Here is a 15991-nt window from a genome sequence, read left to right as displayed (position 1 = left end):
ATGTTGGACGCTTTGATCTTCGACATGGACGGCACCATGATCGACTCCATGCCCTCGCACAAACACAGCTGGGTGGAGTTCGCGCGCCGCAAGCAGTTGCAGGTGGACATTGATGACCTGATGCGCCGCACCACCGGCCGCACCGGCATCGAGTGCATGCGCGACTTGTTCGACCACCCGGAGATGGACGAGACCCTGGCCATGGCCCATGTGCATGAGAAGGAAGCGGTGTACCGCGAAATCTTCTCGCCCATCTTTGCGGAAGTGGCGGGGTTCAAAGCGTTTTTCAACCTGGCCCATGGCCGCGGCCTGAAGCTGGGCGTAGGTACGGCGGGCGACCGCCACAACCAGGCCTTTGCCTACCAGCACCTGCAAATGCCGATTGCGCCGCTCACCACCGTGGGTGGCGACGAGGGCCTGCCGGGCAAACCCGAGCCGGCCATCTTTTTGGAAGCTGCACGCCGCATGGGCGTGGAGCCTGCACGCTGCATCGTGTTTGAAGACGCGCCGCTGGGCATCGAAGCGGCCCGCCGCGCCGGCATGCGTGCCGTGGGCATTGCCAGCAGCCACCACCCGGATCAACTGACCGGCCCGCACGTGCTGGCCGTCGTTCCTGACTACCACGCCTTGATCGCATCCCGTTTTTTGGAGACCCACCATGTTGCATCTTCGTGAGGCCTCGGGCCCTGCCGCCGTGATTCACCGCGGCGACTACTCCGCCCCCGCATTCTGGATCGACACCGTCGACCTCAGCTTTGACCTGGACCCCGCCAAGACCCGCGTGCTCAACAAGATGACCTTGCGCCGCAACCCCGACGTGCAGGCCCAGCCGCTGCGTCTGGATGGCGAGGAGCTGAACCTGGCCCGCGTGCTGGTCAACGGCCAAGGCACCAGCTTCAAGATGGATGGCAACCAGCTGGTGCTGGAAAACCTGCCTGAAGGCAACGAGCCTTTTGCCTTGGAAATTTTCACGACCTGCATGCCGGTGAAAAACACCAAGCTCATGGGTTTGTATGTGAGCAACGACTCCTTCTTTACCCAGTGCGAGGCCGAGGGCTTCCGCCGCATCACCTACTTCCTGGACCGCCCGGATGTGATGGCCATGTACACCGTCACCCTGCGTGCCGACAAAGCCAAGTACCCGGTGCTGCTGTCCAACGGCAACCTGGTGGACAGTGGCGACTTGGAAGACGGCCGCCACTTTGCCAAGTGGGTAGACCCGCACAAAAAACCCAGCTACCTGTTTGCCCTGGTGGCCGGCCAACTGGTGGCGCGCGAGCAGCGCATCACCAGCCGCGCAGGCAAAGACCACTTGTTGCAAGTTTTCGTGCGCCCCGGTGACTTGGACAAGACCGAGCACGCCATGAACAGCCTGATGGCATCCGTGGCCTGGGACGAAGCCCGCTTCGGCCTGCCGCTGGATCTGGAGCGCTTCATGATCGTCGCGACTTCCGACTTCAACATGGGCGCCATGGAGAACAAGGGCCTGAACATTTTCAACACCAAATACGTGTTGGCGAACCAGGCCACCGCCACCGATGTGGACTACGCCAACATCGAAAGCGTGGTGGGGCATGAGTACTTCCACAACTGGACCGGCAACCGCATCACCTGCCGCGACTGGTTCCAGTTGAGCCTGAAAGAAGGCCTGACCGTGTTCCGCGACCAGGAATTCAGCCAGGACCTGTGCGCCGAACCCAGCGCCCGTGCGGTCAAGCGCATTGAAGACGTGCGCGTGCTGCGCACCGCCCAGTTCCCTGAAGACGCAGGCCCCATGGCCCACCCGGTGCGGCCTGACAGCTACATCGAAATCAACAACTTCTACACCGTCACCATTTACGAAAAGGGTGCCGAGGTCGTGCGCATGATGCAGACCCTCGCTGGCAACGGCGACTCCGGTCTTTCGAGCCGCAAAGGCTTTGAGCGCGGCATGAAGCTGTACTTCGAGCGCTTTGACGGCCAAGCGGTAACGTGTGATGACTTCGCGCAATCCATTGCCGACGCTAACCCCGGCTCGCCGCTGGCGAACCTGCTGCCCCAGTTCAAGCGCTGGTACAGCCAGGCCGGCACGCCCCGCGTAAGCGCCCACGGCGAATTTGATGCGGCCGCCCAAACCTACACCCTGCGTTTCGCCCAAAGCTGCGCCCCCACGCCGGGCCAGCCGGTCAAAGAGCCGTTTGTGATTCCTGTGAGCTTGGGCCTGGTGGGCGCTGCCACAGGCACAGCCCTGCCCTTGACCGTGGACGGCCAAGCGGTGGGCGACAGCCACCTGTTTGTGCTGACTGAAGCCAGCCAGAGCATCACTTTCCAGAACGTGGCGGAAGAGCCTGTGCCTTCCATCCTGCGTGGCTTCTCGGCCCCCGTGGTGCTGGACTTTGACTACACCGACGCGCAGCTGCTCGCTCTGCTGGCCAACGACTCCGACCCCTTCAACCGCTGGGAAGCCGGTCAACGCCTGGCCCTGCGTAGCGCTATCAATTCCATAGCTGCTCCCGCATATTCCACGAGCGCTACCCCCCTAAATGATGCTTATATCGCCGCTATGCGCGCCGTGCTGCGTCACCCCACGCTGGATGCGGCCTTCAAAGAGCTGGTACTGACCCTGCCCAGCGAAACTTACATCGCCGAGCAGCTGGATGTGGTGGACCCGCAGCGCATTCACGCCGTGCGTGAAGCCATGCGCCTGCAACTGGCCACCGCCTTGCACGCCGATTGGGAATGGGCCTTTGCCGTGCACGAGAACAACGGTGGCTACCGCCCCGACCCCGTCTCCAGCGGCCGCCGTGCATTGGCGGGTATGGCGCTCAACTTCCTGTGCCTGGCGGCCACCCACAGCGGTGACGAGATTTGGCCCGGCAAAACACTGCAACGCTTCAAAGACGCCGGCAACATGACCGACCGCTTTAACGCTCTGCAGGCGCTGGTCAACAGCGGCCACGCTTTGGCAGCGCCGGCCTTGGCCAAGTTCCACGCCCTGTTCAAGGACGAGGCGCTGGTGCTGGACAAGTGGTTTGCCCTGCAAGCGGGCACGAGCGACCGTGGCGGCCAAGTGCTGCCCGCTGTGCGCCAGTTGATGGCCCACCCGGACTTCCACCTCAAGAACCCGAACCGCGCGCGCAGCGTGATTTTCAGCTTCTGCAGCGCCAACCCCGGTGGCTTCCACCGCTCGGATGCGGCCGGCTATGTGTTCTGGGCCGACCGCGTAATCGAGCTGGATGCCATCAACCCGCAGGTCGCCGCCCGACTGGCGCGCGCGCTGGACCGCTGGAAGAAGCTGGCCGAGCCCTACCGCAGTGCCGCACGTGAAGCGCTGGCCCGCGTGGCTGCCAAAACGGACCTGAGCAACGACGTGCGCGAGGTCGTGGACCGCGCGCTGGCCGACTGATTTTCAAAACTAAGGGAATTCACATGACACAACGCATTTCGCTCACGCGCTATCTCATCGAGAAGCAGCGCGGCAGCCAGGACGCTGGCGGCCAGGGCACCATTCCGCCCCAGCTGCGCCTGCTGCTCGAAGTGGTGGCGCGCGCCTGCAAAAGCATCAGCCTGGCCGTGACCAAGGGCGCTCTGGGTGGCGTGCTGGGCGCAGCAGAGAGCGAGAACGTGCAAGGCGAAATCCAGAAGAAGCTGGACATCATTGCCAACGAGGTGCTGATCGAAGCCAACGAGTGGGGCGGCCACCTGGCAGCCATGGCCAGCGAGGAAATGGAAGGCATCTACGTGGTGCCCAACCGCTACCCGCAAGGCGAATACCTGTTGATGTTTGACCCGCTGGACGGATCGAGCAACATCGATGTGAACGTGAGCATCGGCACCATCTTCAGCGTGCTGGTCAAGCAACCTGAAGGCCCCGGCGTGAGCGAGCAAGACTTTTTGCAAGCCGGCCACCAGCAAGTGGCGGCGGGCTACTGCATCTATGGCCCCCAGACCACCCTAGTGCTGACCGTGGGTGAAGGCGTGGCCATGTTCACCCTGGACCGCGAGCAAGGCTCGTTTGTGCTGACGCAAGAAAACGTGCGCGTGCCCGAAGACACCCAGGAATTCGCCGTCAACATGAGCAATATGCGCCACTGGGCGCCTCCGGTGAAGCGCTACATCGACGAGTGCCTGGCCGGCAAGGAAGGTCCGCGCGGCAAGGACTTCAACATGCGCTGGATTGCCAGCATGGTGGCGGATGTGCACCGCATCCTGACCCGTGGCGGCGTGTTCATGTACCCCTGGGACAAGCGCGAACCCGGCAAGCCCGGCAAGCTGCGTTTGATGTACGAAGCCAACCCCATGGGCTGGCTGATCGAGCAGGCCGGTGGCGCCGCGTCCACCGGCACCGAGCGCATCATGGACATCCAGCCCACCCAGTTGCACCAGCGCGTGAGCGTGGTGCTCGGCTCGAAAAACGAGGTCGAGCGCGTGGTGCGTTACCACGCCGAGCACACCGCTTGATACAAGCCTGCCCGATATAATTTCGGGCTCGGTTAGCCGGTGTAGCTCAGTCGGTAGAGCAGCTCATTCGTAATGAGAAGGTCGGGTGTTCGATTCATCTCTCCGGCACCATCAAATAGTCCCGCAGCCCGCATAAACAGTGGGTTTTCGGCGACTCCACGGACCCCAATCGCGGCAAATAAGTAGTAGTTTCTACATGCACCAAGCGTTTGCCATTCTCAAAGGGGAACTGAAATACTTGTACATCGCCCCTGGCGGTGTCATCTACTTTCAGCTTATGTAACTTAAGCGCTTCTGCGAAGGCGGCATGGCACCTTAGATAAATTTGCTTTTATTTAACCGAAACAATAAAATCGGTAAATAACAATTTATCTTGTAGATGTGCGATGACGATAGCTACAAGCGCAGGCAAATCTTTCACTCGCTGGCTCACTACCCCCACTGTGCTGGCCGAGTGGCCGATTGCGCCCCGCTGGCACCTGGCCCTGAAGCAGATGCGCATGTTGCTGGTGCTGACCGCGTACTCGCTGGCGTGGTTCTGGTTCGGCAGTCAGGCGGCGTCGCCCTCCCCCAGCCATGCGGCCTTCAACCCGGTCACTGCTGCTGCCGCCCCCGAAGTTACCTCCGCACCGGACGACCGCGCCGCCCCTGCCGCCAAGCCGTCTGCAGCCGCCATGGAGTCGCTGGCGGCGGAAGACGCTGCGGGCCTGCGGATTGAGCATTTCCGCATCGGTGCCGTGTATGGCTACTCCAACCGCCTGCGTTACGAATTGAGCCTGAGCAACAAGGGGCGCAAGCTGGTGGGGCAGTTGCAGTTTCTGGTGGTGGGCGAGCAAAACGGGGAGCTGAGCGAAATGCCGCTGGACCAACCCGCCGCGCTGGCCGAAGCCAAGCCGAATGTGGAAGTCTCCCGCCAGCTCAACACCCGTGGCTACCTGGACTTGCCCGAGGGCTATGTGGTGCACAAGGTCGTGGTGCAGGTGGTAGAAGGCCGCAGCCCCCGGGTGGCGCAAATGGCGCCCATGTGGCCGACCTGAGCACCGCGCATTTGCTATATTTTTAATAGCTGTTTGCGCATATTCTGCAAGCGCTAGGCCGCTATTTCAATCTCAATCTCAAATACCAGCCGTACCACGGTGGGCAGGCCGTCAATGCGCGGCACATGCAGGCTGGCGCCATTGCGCCGTGCCGCCAGCTGGCTGATGGCCAGGCCCAGGCCCATGCCTTGCTGCTCGTGCTGCGCACGGTTGGCTTGTGAGAGCGCACCGATCTGGGCAATGAATTGCTCCGGCATGGCGACGCCGAGGTTGGCAATATCCAGCTGATACGCCGCTTGGCCCAGCGGCTTGCCCGTTACGCCCACGGGGCGGCCCGGCTTGGAAAACCGCAGCGCATTCACCAGCAGCTCAGTCATGATTTTCAAAAAATCCGGCGCAAAGCAACGTATGCGGGCCGGCTCCAGCCGCACCTGCACGGGGTGGCCGCCAAAGATCTGGGCTTGGCTGTCCACCTCGGCGTCTGCCAGCTTGAGCACGGCCTGTGCCTCGGTGCTGAAATGGTGGCTCCACAGCACATCGCGCACGGCAGGCACCACATCCACCACATCCCGGGCGGCGGGCAACAAGGAATCGCGTCCGGCATTGAGCTCGGCCCAATCCATCATGCGGGTGACCAAGCGGGTCAGGCTCTTGGCGTTGCGGTGAATGTCCTCCAGCATCTCCTGCACCCGAGCTTCGCTGTAGCGGCTGCGGCGCAGCATCAACAACTCGCTGGTACCTAGTAGGGTAACCATGGGGGTGCGCAGCTCGTGCGGAATGGTGGCCATCACCGCGCTGCGCAACTGGGATTTTTCGCGCTCCACATCTGCCTTGAAGCGGGCTGCCTTGTCCAGCAGGGCCGTGACGGCTTGCAACAGCTCTGCCTTGGCCCAGGGTTTGCTCAGGTAGTCATCCGCCCCGGCGGCCATGGCGCGGCGCACGCTGTCGCGGTCGTTCACCGAGGTCAGCATGAGCACCGGCGTGGTGGCCAGCGTGTCTGAGGCGCGCGCCGCCTGCATAAAGCCCCACCCATCCAGCGAGGGCATGTGGATGTCGCACAGCACCACATCGGGCCGCTCTTCGAGCGCAATATTCAGGCCCTGCCGGCCGTCCTCGGCTTCCAGCACGGTGTAGCCGGCCTGGCGCAACACATTGATGGTGAGCTGACGCACCGCATAGCTGTCATCCACCACCAATATGACGGGCACCGAAGCATTCATACACAACCATTCAATCAGGAGATAAGGGAAACACCGGCACGCTCAACCGGCAGAAAGAAAGCCCATGCGCGCGCAAATGGCGCTGGTGGTGCTCCAGCAGTCATGCAGTGCATCCGCGTGCTGGGCGCATTCTTCGGGGGTGAAACTGTGACCTTGCTTTTCAATGGTGAGCGCCAAGCGCGACAAGGCGGCCAGCCCCAGGCTGGCGGTAACGCCTTTGAAGGAGTGGCCCAGCTCCAGTAGCGCATCGGTGCGGCCCGCACGCAGGGCGTCCAGCAAGTCGGTGTAGCAGTTGGCATCGGTGCGCATCACGCCGTCTAGGAGCGACTGGTAGCCCTGCAGAGTGACGCCCACACACAGCTCACCGATCATGCCCATGTTGAGGTGCTCCGCCACATCGCCGGGGCGGAAGCGGCGGCGCGGCTTGGGCACCTCGGGCGCCGAGGCTGCCTCAGCCGCTTCAGCAGCAACAGGCGCGGCGGCAACGGCGGCCGGCACCGGCTCTACCGGCTTGGGCGCCACTTTGTCCAACGGCAAGGCCACCGAGGCCCCGCGCACACCGAAATGGAGCACCAGCTTGCGCTCCAAGGCATGCAAGTTCACAGGTTTGGGCAAAAAGCCGTCCATGCCGCCCGCAAGAACCCGCTCGCGGGATTCGTCCACCACATCTGCCGTGAGCGCGATGATGGGCAGGTCGCAATACGGTTTGGGCAAGCGGCGTATGGCTTCGGTGGCCTGCAGGCCATCCACGTCGGGCATGTGCAGGTCCATGAGCACGATGTCGGGCAACTGCTCCTGCACAGCGTGCACCGCCTGGCCTCCGTGCTCGGCAAAACGCACCGTGTGGCCCATGTTGAGCAACAAAGCCTGCATGTATTTGCGGTTGATGGCGTTGTCCTCAGCCACCAGCACGTGCAGGCCGGGGGTGCCGGGCTCACGCCGCACCGTCACCACATCTGCGGCCTGGTCTGTGAGTGGCCCGCTCAACGGCAGGCGCAGGGTGGCGACAAACTCGCTGCCCTGGCCGGGTACGCTGTGGGCCACGATATCGCCGCCCATATGGCGGGCGAGGTTGCGGGAAATCTCCAGCCCCAGCCCTGTGCCGCCAAAGCGGCGTGCGCTGCTGGCATCCCCCTGCTCAAAACGCTGAAACAAGCGGTCCAGCACCTCGGGCGACATGCCCATGCCCTGGTCTGTGACCCGCAAGGTCACCAAGGCGGTATCGCCCGCCGCAAGAGGCCGCTCATCGGCCACCGTCACCTCCAGCCGCACCGTGCCGCGCTCACTGAATTTGAGCGCGTTGGACACTAGGTTCAGCATGATTTGTTTGACGCGGGTGCTGTCGGCGTGCACCCAGCGGTGAAGGCGCTTGTCTTGGCTCACTTCCAGGGTGAGCCGCTTCTCCAGCGCCACCGGTCGCATCAAGGATTGCACATCCGCCACCATGGCTGACAGCATCACGGGCTCTGGCTTAAGGCTCATCTTGCCGGCCTCCAGGGCCGAGGCATCCAGGATGTCGTTGAGCAGGCTCAGCAGGTGCTTGGCCGAGCGGTTGGCCGTCTGGATGTAATCGTCCTGCTGGGCATTGAGCGGCGTGAACTCCAGCAAACTCAGCATGCCCAGCATGCCGTTGAGTGGGGTGCGCAGCTCGTGGCTCATATTGGCCAAAAAGCGCGACTTGCCGGCGTTGGCCGCCTCGGCTTTCTCGTTGGCCAGACGCAGCTCGTCGTGCAGGCGGTGCAAGCGCTTGCGCTCACGCTCTACCTGGGTTTGCCGGGCGCCGATCGCAATGGCAGAGGCCAGCAACAGCACCGCAAGGCTGGCCAAGAGGTGCAGCTTGGCCTCGGTGGCCGCCACTTGCTGCTTGTACGAGGCTTCTTGCTCGGTGCTGACCACCAGCGATGAGCGCATGGTGAGCGCATTCATTGCCGGTGCCAATGCATGCAGCTCCTGGGCCAGGGGCATCCACTCGTGCTCCGTAGCCACCCTGCCTTGCAGGATGCGGTCAGCATGCGCTACGGCGGCGCCCAGTTGCGCGCGCGCCGTGGTGAATTCTGTGGTTTTGCGGAAGTCTTCTGCCGCGAGGGATTGGTCCACCACTTCCAGGCGGCTGAGGAGCAAATCGAGCTCAAAGTCCAGGGCATCCGCATCGGCGGGGTGGTGGCTGTGGGCGGCCATGTCCACCGCATGCGAGAAGCGCAGGTACTCCCGCTCCAGTTGGTACACCGAAGGAGCAAACGACTCGGTGAATGCGGACTGACGCTGTCTGGCGCTTTGCAGCTCCACGTAGTCCTGCTTCCAGAGAAACCCCACCATCCCAAGCGAGACCGCTGTGGCCAACAGGAGCCACAGACGTCTTTTTTGCATCACGGTGAGGGTGAGCACAGAGGCTCCTCAGTGGGTTGCGAGGCTTACTCGACGTTGATCGACTTCAACTGCCAGGCAGAGCGCTCGTAATAGGTGGTGGAGCGCAGCTCGGCCTTGCTGTCAAACGGGTAGACGATGAACAGCGGCCCCTTGGTACGGACGGGGATGGCTTGGCCATTCATTTTGTGGGCCACGATGACATCAAAATTCTTGGCGTCGTCGGCCGGAATGGTGGTCTGGTAGTCGTTCAAAGCGGCCGCCTTCAGGGTGGTGCCGCTGGCCTTGGCGGCAGCTAACACATCACGCAACAGCGGGCCTTGGAACTTGATGGGCGCCTTGTCCCAAGGGGTTTGGGCCGTGAAGGTCTGCTGGGGCAGCTTCTCCAGCATGTCCAGGTCAAAGGCGGCGCCGGTGGCCGTGTTTTTGTCGGCCACTTTGCCGGAAATCGTCAGGATGACTTTGCCCTTGGCTGGCTCCAGGGCATGCACCTGGCTTGCAGAGACCAAAAAAGCTACGGCAACAGATGCCAGCGACAAGAAGGAACGGACAGCACGCATGGGAAGACTCCTTTTTTGAAATTTTTGGAATAATACGACAAATACAGCTTATTTGGCAAAAATATTCAAAACATTCAAATATTGTCATCGTTAACGCAACACGGACCAGAAGCACCAAAAAAGCCATTTAAAATGTTTCAAATGAACATGTTGTAATTTTTGATAAATTTGATACATTAGCCAAAAACAAGGACCATTCTTATGGCTACCAACTTCCACCAACCTTCGGTACTTGCGTTGTATGACGCGATGCCGGTCCCCATGATCACCTTCGGGGTGAACGGCGTAGCCACCTATGCCAACCGGGCGGCGCGCATCCACCCGGACAAGCCGGTGGAAGCCATGAGCGGTCGGGTCGTCATCAAGAACCTGGCCCAAGCCATCACCCTTGGCAGAGTGAAGCTGCCCTTCCAGACCGAAGTGGGGGTGAGCGAAGGCCACAAGATGAAGGGTGTGTTCATGGCCGGCCCCTCCGGGCTGGACATTGCCTTTGTGGGCGCACTCCCTGAGGCTGAAGCAACCCACGCCGGCCCCGGTATCCAAAGCCGCATGGGGTTGGAGCAGATCATTGAACTGCTGCAAGACGAAGTTGGCCCGCCCATGCGCAAGCTCACCGGCCTGCTAGGCCAACTGCCCGAGAGCGACAAAGGCGCGCGGCTGGAATTGGCTGCCGACGAGCTGCGTGAGCGCCTGCGCCGCCTTGCAGACCTGCTGGCGGTATTTGGCGAAGAAGCCATGCTCATGGACGACCGCATGGACCTCGGAGCCTTGGTGACGCAAACGGTCGAAGAGCTCAAACCCAAAGCCCTGCAGGCCAAGGTGCGCTTCGAAGTGCGGGCGCCCGGCAATACACTGCCCCCCATTTACGGCAACGCCCGCCTCATCAAGCGCGCACTGCACGAGTGTTTTGACAACGCCCTCACCTACTCCCGCCGTGAAGTGAAAAGCGGTGTGGACTGTGTGGTGCAAATCGGCTACACCCTGACTGGCGAGCACGTGCTGATCAGCGTACGCAACCAAGGCGCTATTGCCCCGGAAGACAAAGGCATTGAAACCCGCGACCTCTTTACCGCCCGCCGCACCACCCATGCCAACGGTCGCCTGGGCCTGCCGCTGGTGAACCGAATCGTGGGCCTGCACGGCGGCAACATGCGCATGTCTATCGTGGACGGGGAGGACACCCGGGTGAGGATCGAATTCCCCACCGGTGCCCCGCAACGCGGGCAAACCAATCTCGATATGGAACAGGCCCAGCGCTACGCCGCAGACCTGGCCCAACTCATGTCACGTCGCAAGAAAGAGGATGCATCATGAAACGCAAAGCACTCATCGTGGATGACCAACCCGATATCCGCAAACTCATCATGATGACCATGGAGTGTGAGGATTTCGACCTGTTTGAAGCCGACAACGGTGAAGACGCCCTGCTCACCGCCCAAAAATTGCGCCCCCGCCTCGTGCTGCTGGACGTGATGATGCCCGGTGCGCTGGACGGCTACCAGGTCTGCGAAAAAATCAAGGCTGACCCCATTCTGGGCAGCATGACCAAAGTGATTTTGCTGACCGCACGTGGCCAGAAAACCGACATCGAGCGCGGCCACGAAGCCGGCTGCGATGCCTATCTGGTCAAGCCCTTCAGCCCGATTGAGCTGCTGGACACGGTGGACCGCCTGGTCCCCTGAGCGCAGCACACATGCGCTACCTCCAGGGCCTGTCGCGCTGGCGCCGCAAGGTGCTGCCGCCGCACAGCATGACCACCACCATCATGGCGGCTGCGCTGGCAGTGATGGTGTTGGCGACCCTGGCATTCGGCGGCTACACCCTGGGGCGCATTGCCGACAACATGCAGCACATGGCCGAGGGCAATGCCAGCGCCATTGCCCGCATGGTGGCCGGCAACAGCGCCGCAGCATTGGTGACCGAGCAACTCAACAACCTGCAATCCAGTGCCATCGATGCGGTGCAACTGCCCAACATTGAGCGCATCAGCATTTACCGGGCCACCGGCATCAACCTGATTGAAGCCCGCCGCCAACGCGATGGCGTGCACGTGTACACCGGCGCGCATCTGGACCCGGCACAGCGGGCCGCCGGCCTGCCGGCCAGCCATATGGAAGACACGCGCTATGTAGCGTGGCAAGAAGCAGACAGCAGCAACCCCGACGCCAATGTGTGGGTGCGCGTGGACTACAGCCTGGACGAACAAAACAGCGTGCTGCGCAGCCTGACCGTGCAGGCTTTAGGCGGCACCCTGGCACGCTGGGCGGTGGTGATGGTGTGCCTGTACCTCATCATCCGCCGGGTATTGCGCCCGGTGCGCGAACTCACCGAGTTTGCCGCCATGATTCCCCTGCGCATGGGCGAGGAGCTGCACCTGCAGGGCGCCAGCACCGAGGCCCACGCCCTGCAAGCCGCCATCAACCAGGCCAGCCGGGGCATGGCTGCGCAGGTGAACCGGGTGCAGGCCATTGTGAATACAGCGGCCGAGGCCATCATCGGCCTCGATGAGTTTGGCCGGGTCACCAGCACCAACCCTGCCGCGAGCAGCATTTTCGGGCGCACCGCGGAAGACATTGAGGGCCAGATGATTGACCGCTGCGTGCCCGGCCTGGACGCGCAGGCCCTGCACGCCATGTTCGGCGAAGGCATGGAGCACATCCTGAGCATCAGCCGCGTCACCCGCCACGACTTCATGGGCATGCGCGCAGATGGCACCCCCTTCCCGGTGGAAATTTGCCTGGGCGAAGTGAAGAACGACCCGGCCTTGCGCTACGCCTGCATCGTGCGCGACCTGACCGACGAGCGGGCGGCGCAAGAAACCTCCGAGCTGTACGAGCGGGCGCTGGCCAGCAGCCACAACGCGGTGTTCATCACCAACGGCAAGATGGAGCACCAGCCCATCGTCTACATCAACGACGCGTTCCAGAAGTTTGTGAACCTGCCGCGTTGGGACATTCTGGGCGAAGGCCTGGCCCTGCTGCGCGGCCGCAATGCCGATGACCCCGGCGTGCACGAACTCACCCTGGCCGTGCGGGAGCACCGCAATGCCAATGTGACCATACGGCGCGAGCTGGACAACGGGCAGATACAGATCGCCGAAGTGTCGCTCTCACCCGTCAAATCCGACCAAGGCACCTTGACGCACTTCGTGGGCATCGTCTCCGACATCACCGCCCGTGTGCGTGCCGAGGAAGCCATGGCGGAGCGCCGCGCGCAGCTGGACACCATTTTCAGCCTCAGCCCCGATGGTTTTGTCATGTTTGATGCGCATGACCGCTTGGTATTTGCCAACCCCGCGTTGGAGCGCATTACCGGCCTGCACCCGGACCCACAAACCCCGTTGACCTTGGCGGACTTTGAAGCCGAGTTGCGCAGTTTGTGCGATGAATCGCTCCCCCTGCCCGTGATGCGTGGCGATCAGCCTGATGCGTCTTGGGAGGAAAGGCTCCAACTCGTGCGCCCGCAACGCCGGGTGGTGCAAGCACGCTCGCGGCGCAACGAGGCGGGCCGGCGCGAGACGATTTTGTACTTCCGCGACATCACCCACGAAGACCAGGTGGACCGGATGAAGAGCGAATTTCTCACCGCCGCCGCCCATGAGCTGCGCACGCCCATGGTGAGCATCTTTGGCTTTTCGGAGCTGCTCACCCGCCGCAAATTCACCGAACAGCGGCAGACCGACATGCTGCAAACCATCCACAAGCAATCGGGCCTGCTGGTGAAAATGCTCAATGAGTTGCTGGACCTGGCCCGCATCGAGTCCCGCGGCGGGCTGGACATGCAAATCACCCCCCAGCCCCTGGCTGCGATGGTGGACAGCAGCATCCAGAGCCTGATGCTCAAGGACACCGACCGCCCCGTACTGCTGGCCCCGGTGCCGGACCTGCAAGTGCTGATGGACCCCGAAAAAATGCAGCAGGCGCTGGTCAACCTGATTGCCAACGCGTTCAAGTACTCGCCCCACGGCGGGGATGTGCGGGTCACCGTGCGCACCGAGGCGGACGAGGGCCAGCGCTATGCCGTGATCGATGTGCGGGACCAGGGCATCGGCATGACCGCAGAGCAGTTGGGGCGCGCGTTTGAGCGCTTTTACCGGGCCGATGCGTCGGGCAATATTCCCGGCACCGGGCTGGGCCTGAGTCTGGTGAAAGAGATTGCCGAGCTGCACAAAGGCCGCGTGACGCTGCAAAGCAGCTTTGGCGAAGGTACGACCGCCAGCTTGTGGATACCGCTCGCCTGAGCGGCGGCGGAAAAAAACACAAAGAAGGTGCGGGGAGCAACGGGCGCAAAAAGCGCTCAGTCTGCGTGCCCGATCAAGCGGACAGGCTTTGGGCGTGGAGCTGGCGGCTGCGGGCCAGCGACTCCAGCCTCTCAAAGTCCACCGGCTTGCGGAACACCGCCGTACCCTCCGGCAGGCCGCCACGCTCGGCGACCTCACTGGCGCTGAAGCCGGTCACCGCCACCACCTGCAGGTTCGCATAGCCAGAGCCCGCTTGGGTGAGGGAGCGCACCATGTCAAAGCCATTCATGCCGGGCATGTTGAGATCGGTCACTACCATATCGGGCATCCACTGGCCAATCCGTACCAGGCCTTGAAAGCCATCGCTGGCGGTGCTGAGTTCCACCGGGAAATCCCACCCCTCCACCATCAAAGAGAAGAGCTGGCGCAAGTGGGCATCGTCCTCCACCACCAGCATGCGCAGCGCGCGGCTGGCGGGCTCCCGGGTGCCATGCACCACAGGCGCCAACATGCCGGTGCGCTCTTGCCGCAGCTTGTCGACCGCACTGCGCAGAATGCGCCGGTGTCCGCCGGCCGTGCGCCAAGCGGGCAATACACCTGACTCCACCCAGAGCTGCACCGTACGTACGGCCACGCCCAGCACCTCCCCGACTTCGCGGGTGGTCATGAGTTCGTCATTGCTGGAGATTTTGCGCATGAACGGGCAACATGTTTGCTATATTTTCAATAGCACCTCGCGCTAAGCGAGCATAGCTTCCCGCTCTAAAAGACGTACCGTGAGTGCGTCCAGATAACCGCACAGGCGATCGGCACTCAAGGGCTTCTGGTAGCGCACCACCCAGTTGGGCAAGCGGGCGTCGGCATTCAACTCTTGCGGCGTCATGGCGGTGAGGGCGATGATGTTCAGGCCCTCCAGCTCCTCGTCTTCGCCCAGCGCTTCCACCAGGGTGAAACCGTCCATGGGCTCCATGACCAAATCGGTCACCAGCAAGTCCGGGTGCATGGCGCGCACATGGGCCAGCGCGTGGGCGGCCTCGTTGATGATGGTGAGCTGCGCCGGATGGCCAATGCGGGCCAACAGGGCTTTGAAAAAGGCGATCTGCACCGGGTCGTCCTCCACCAGCAGGATGCGCAGGGGGCGGGCAGCAGTTACACCGGCGAGGCCGGTGCTGCGGGAGTTGAGCAGTTGCTCCACGCTGGTGCGGAAGATGCGGCGGTGCCCGCCGGGGGTGATCCATGCGTCCAGCTCCCCGCTGATGACCATTTTTTGCACCGAGGTGGTGGACAAGCCTAGCAACTTGGCGGCTTGCTGCGTGGTCAACACATCACGTTCTGCGTTCATAAATAGGATCTCCGGTAGCGATAGCTTAAAGTTATCAAATCCACACTTTAGCCGAATATTTTATTATAAATGTTTTTTGAATTTAAAAAACAAAATCGATTTAAGCGTTTGATTCAAACAAAACACATCAACTTCTTTACCGTATCAGCTATACAAATGCCATTGCACGCGCTCTGCAACGATTACCGCAGCAGAAGAACGGGCGGAAGTGTCGGAAGCGGCACTGGCGTGTGCGCTGACGGCTTTTTTAACGAGTGCCATGGAAGTGATTCCTTTCAAGTGGGGAGAGTGTGAAAACGTGGGCGCGGGCCAGAGGGAACAAATGCACAACGCTCAGGCCCGGCCCATTGCTGAACGATGCGTAGACAAACATGGGGAGTCGCTTCAAAGCGAGGGGCTGACTTCAAAGCCGGGGTCGGCTTCTTCGATCAGGCGGGTCACCAGATAGATCAGCTCTACCGGCTGGAAGGGCTTGACCAGGTAAGCCTTGGCACCACTGGCCATACCGGCATCAATGTCGGCCTGGTGGTCGGCGGAAGACAGCATCACTACTGGAATGTCTTTGAGCAGTGCATCGGCACGCATGGTTTCGCAGGCGGTCAGGCCACTGACACCGGGCATGCGCACATCCATGAGCACCAAATCGGGGCGGTGCTCACGCGCCATGGCCAATCCTTCTGCACCGTCGGCGGCCTCCAGCACATGAAAGCCCATATATTCGAGCGTCATGCGGATCAAACGGCGAATGCCGGGGGTGTCTTCAACCGAGAGAATTGTTTTTTCATGGA

General features: G+C 62.0%; 13 protein-coding genes and 1 tRNA gene. 8 read left to right on the top strand and 6 right to left on the bottom strand.

From position 1 onward, the window contains the following. From FDM28_RS08155 to FDM28_RS08135, 5 genes are all read left to right on the top strand, one after another. Complete coding sequence (locus tag FDM28_RS08155) at positions 1-675, top strand: HAD family hydrolase (protein WP_138514664.1); 675 nt, start codon at positions 1-3, stop codon at positions 673-675. After that, positions 659-3385: an aminopeptidase N gene (pepN, locus tag FDM28_RS08150; protein WP_138514663.1), complete on the top strand. Its 2727-nt coding sequence runs from the start codon at positions 659-661 to the stop codon at positions 3383-3385. The genes FDM28_RS08155 and pepN overlap by 17 nt, the downstream gene beginning before the upstream one ends. Positions 3386-3408: 23 nt before the next feature. Further along, the gene (locus FDM28_RS08145) at positions 3409-4440 is read left to right on the top strand and encodes a class 1 fructose-bisphosphatase (RefSeq protein WP_138514662.1); all 1032 of its coding nucleotides are present in this window, start codon (positions 3409-3411) and stop codon (positions 4438-4440) included. A 35-nt stretch (positions 4441-4475) separates the two neighbouring features. Continuing rightward, positions 4476-4551, top strand: a tRNA-Thr gene (locus FDM28_RS08140). Between the two features lie 275 nt (positions 4552-4826). Then, positions 4827-5477, top strand: a complete 651-nt coding sequence (locus FDM28_RS08135; RefSeq protein ID WP_138514661.1) for a hypothetical protein — start codon at positions 4827-4829, stop codon at positions 5475-5477. A gap of 53 nt (positions 5478-5530) precedes the next feature. Here FDM28_RS08135 and FDM28_RS08130 read toward each other — a convergent pair whose 3' ends face one another. The 3 genes from FDM28_RS08130 to FDM28_RS08120 are packed head-to-tail and all read right to left on the bottom strand — an operon-like array spanning position 5531 to position 9621. Further along, positions 5531-6697, bottom strand: coding sequence for a hybrid sensor histidine kinase/response regulator (locus FDM28_RS08130; RefSeq protein WP_138514660.1), 1167 nt, complete (start codon positions 6695-6697; stop codon positions 5531-5533). Between the two features lie 42 nt (positions 6698-6739). After that, positions 6740-9082, bottom strand: coding sequence for an ATP-binding protein (locus tag FDM28_RS08125; protein WP_138514659.1), 2343 nt, complete (start codon positions 9080-9082; stop codon positions 6740-6742). A 26-nt stretch (positions 9083-9108) separates the two neighbouring features. Next, the gene (locus tag FDM28_RS08120; protein WP_138514658.1) at positions 9109-9621 is read right to left on the bottom strand and encodes a putative pterin-binding protein; all 513 of its coding nucleotides are present in this window, start codon (positions 9619-9621) and stop codon (positions 9109-9111) included. Positions 9622-9822: 201 nt separating this feature from the next. Between FDM28_RS08120 and FDM28_RS08115 the strand changes: the two genes are divergently transcribed. From FDM28_RS08115 to FDM28_RS08105, 3 genes are read left to right on the top strand one after another with little or no spacing between them, the layout of a single operon-like run. Further along, positions 9823-10935 carry a sensor histidine kinase gene (locus tag FDM28_RS08115; RefSeq protein ID WP_138514657.1) on the top strand — a complete coding sequence of 371 codons (1113 nt, stop codon included), beginning with the start codon at positions 9823-9825 and terminating at the stop codon, positions 10933-10935. After that, positions 10932-11303, top strand: a complete 372-nt coding sequence (locus tag FDM28_RS08110; RefSeq protein ID WP_138514656.1) for a response regulator transcription factor — start codon at positions 10932-10934, stop codon at positions 11301-11303. Before FDM28_RS08115 ends, FDM28_RS08110 begins: the two co-directional genes overlap by 4 nt. Positions 11304-11314: 11 nt before the next feature. After that, on the top strand, positions 11315-13861 hold the full coding sequence (locus tag FDM28_RS08105) for a PAS domain-containing sensor histidine kinase (protein ID WP_138514655.1): 2547 nt from the start codon (positions 11315-11317) through the stop codon (positions 13859-13861). Between the two features lie 73 nt (positions 13862-13934). Here the strand turns inward: FDM28_RS08105 and FDM28_RS08100 are convergent, their stop codons facing one another. The 3 genes from FDM28_RS08100 to FDM28_RS08090 form a co-directional block, all read right to left on the bottom strand. Continuing rightward, positions 13935-14558: a response regulator gene (locus FDM28_RS08100; protein ID WP_138514654.1), complete on the bottom strand. Its 624-nt coding sequence runs from the start codon at positions 14556-14558 to the stop codon at positions 13935-13937. 42 nt (positions 14559-14600) lie between these two features. Next, positions 14601-15203, bottom strand: a complete 603-nt coding sequence (locus tag FDM28_RS08095; protein ID WP_138514653.1) for a response regulator — start codon at positions 15201-15203, stop codon at positions 14601-14603. Positions 15204-15587: 384 nt separating this feature from the next. After that, on the bottom strand, positions 15588-15977 hold the full coding sequence (locus FDM28_RS08090) for a response regulator transcription factor (protein ID WP_276611898.1): 390 nt from the start codon (positions 15975-15977) through the stop codon (positions 15588-15590). Positions 15978-15991 lie beyond the last annotated feature (14 nt).

Source organism: Rhodoferax bucti, from assembly GCF_005876985.1.
Classification (GTDB): Bacteria; Pseudomonadota; Gammaproteobacteria; order Burkholderiales; family Burkholderiaceae_C; genus Allorhodoferax; species Allorhodoferax bucti.
This window is presented reverse-complemented; position numbering and strand designations above follow the sequence as displayed.

Coding starts and splice junctions, on each gene's coding strand:
- FDM28_RS08155 (WP_138514664.1), top strand. CDS start 1: ATGTTGGACGCTTTGATCTTCGACATGGACGGCACCATGATCGACTCC.
- pepN (WP_138514663.1), top strand. CDS start 659: ATGTTGCATCTTCGTGAGGCCTCGGGCCCTGCCGCCGTGATTCACCGC.
- FDM28_RS08145 (WP_138514662.1), top strand. CDS start 3,409: ATGACACAACGCATTTCGCTCACGCGCTATCTCATCGAGAAGCAGCGC.
- FDM28_RS08135 (WP_138514661.1), top strand. CDS start 4,827: ATGACGATAGCTACAAGCGCAGGCAAATCTTTCACTCGCTGGCTCACT.
- FDM28_RS08130 (WP_138514660.1), bottom strand. CDS start 6,697: ATGAATGCTTCGGTGCCCGTCATATTGGTGGTGGATGACAGCTATGCG.
- FDM28_RS08120 (WP_138514658.1), bottom strand. CDS start 9,621: ATGCGTGCTGTCCGTTCCTTCTTGTCGCTGGCATCTGTTGCCGTAGCT.
- FDM28_RS08115 (WP_138514657.1), top strand. CDS start 9,823: ATGGCTACCAACTTCCACCAACCTTCGGTACTTGCGTTGTATGACGCG.
- FDM28_RS08110 (WP_138514656.1), top strand. CDS start 10,932: ATGAAACGCAAAGCACTCATCGTGGATGACCAACCCGATATCCGCAAA.
- FDM28_RS08105 (WP_138514655.1), top strand. CDS start 11,315: ATGCGCTACCTCCAGGGCCTGTCGCGCTGGCGCCGCAAGGTGCTGCCG.
- FDM28_RS08100 (WP_138514654.1), bottom strand. CDS start 14,558: ATGCGCAAAATCTCCAGCAATGACGAACTCATGACCACCCGCGAAGTC.
- FDM28_RS08095 (WP_138514653.1), bottom strand. CDS start 15,203: ATGAACGCAGAACGTGATGTGTTGACCACGCAGCAAGCCGCCAAGTTG.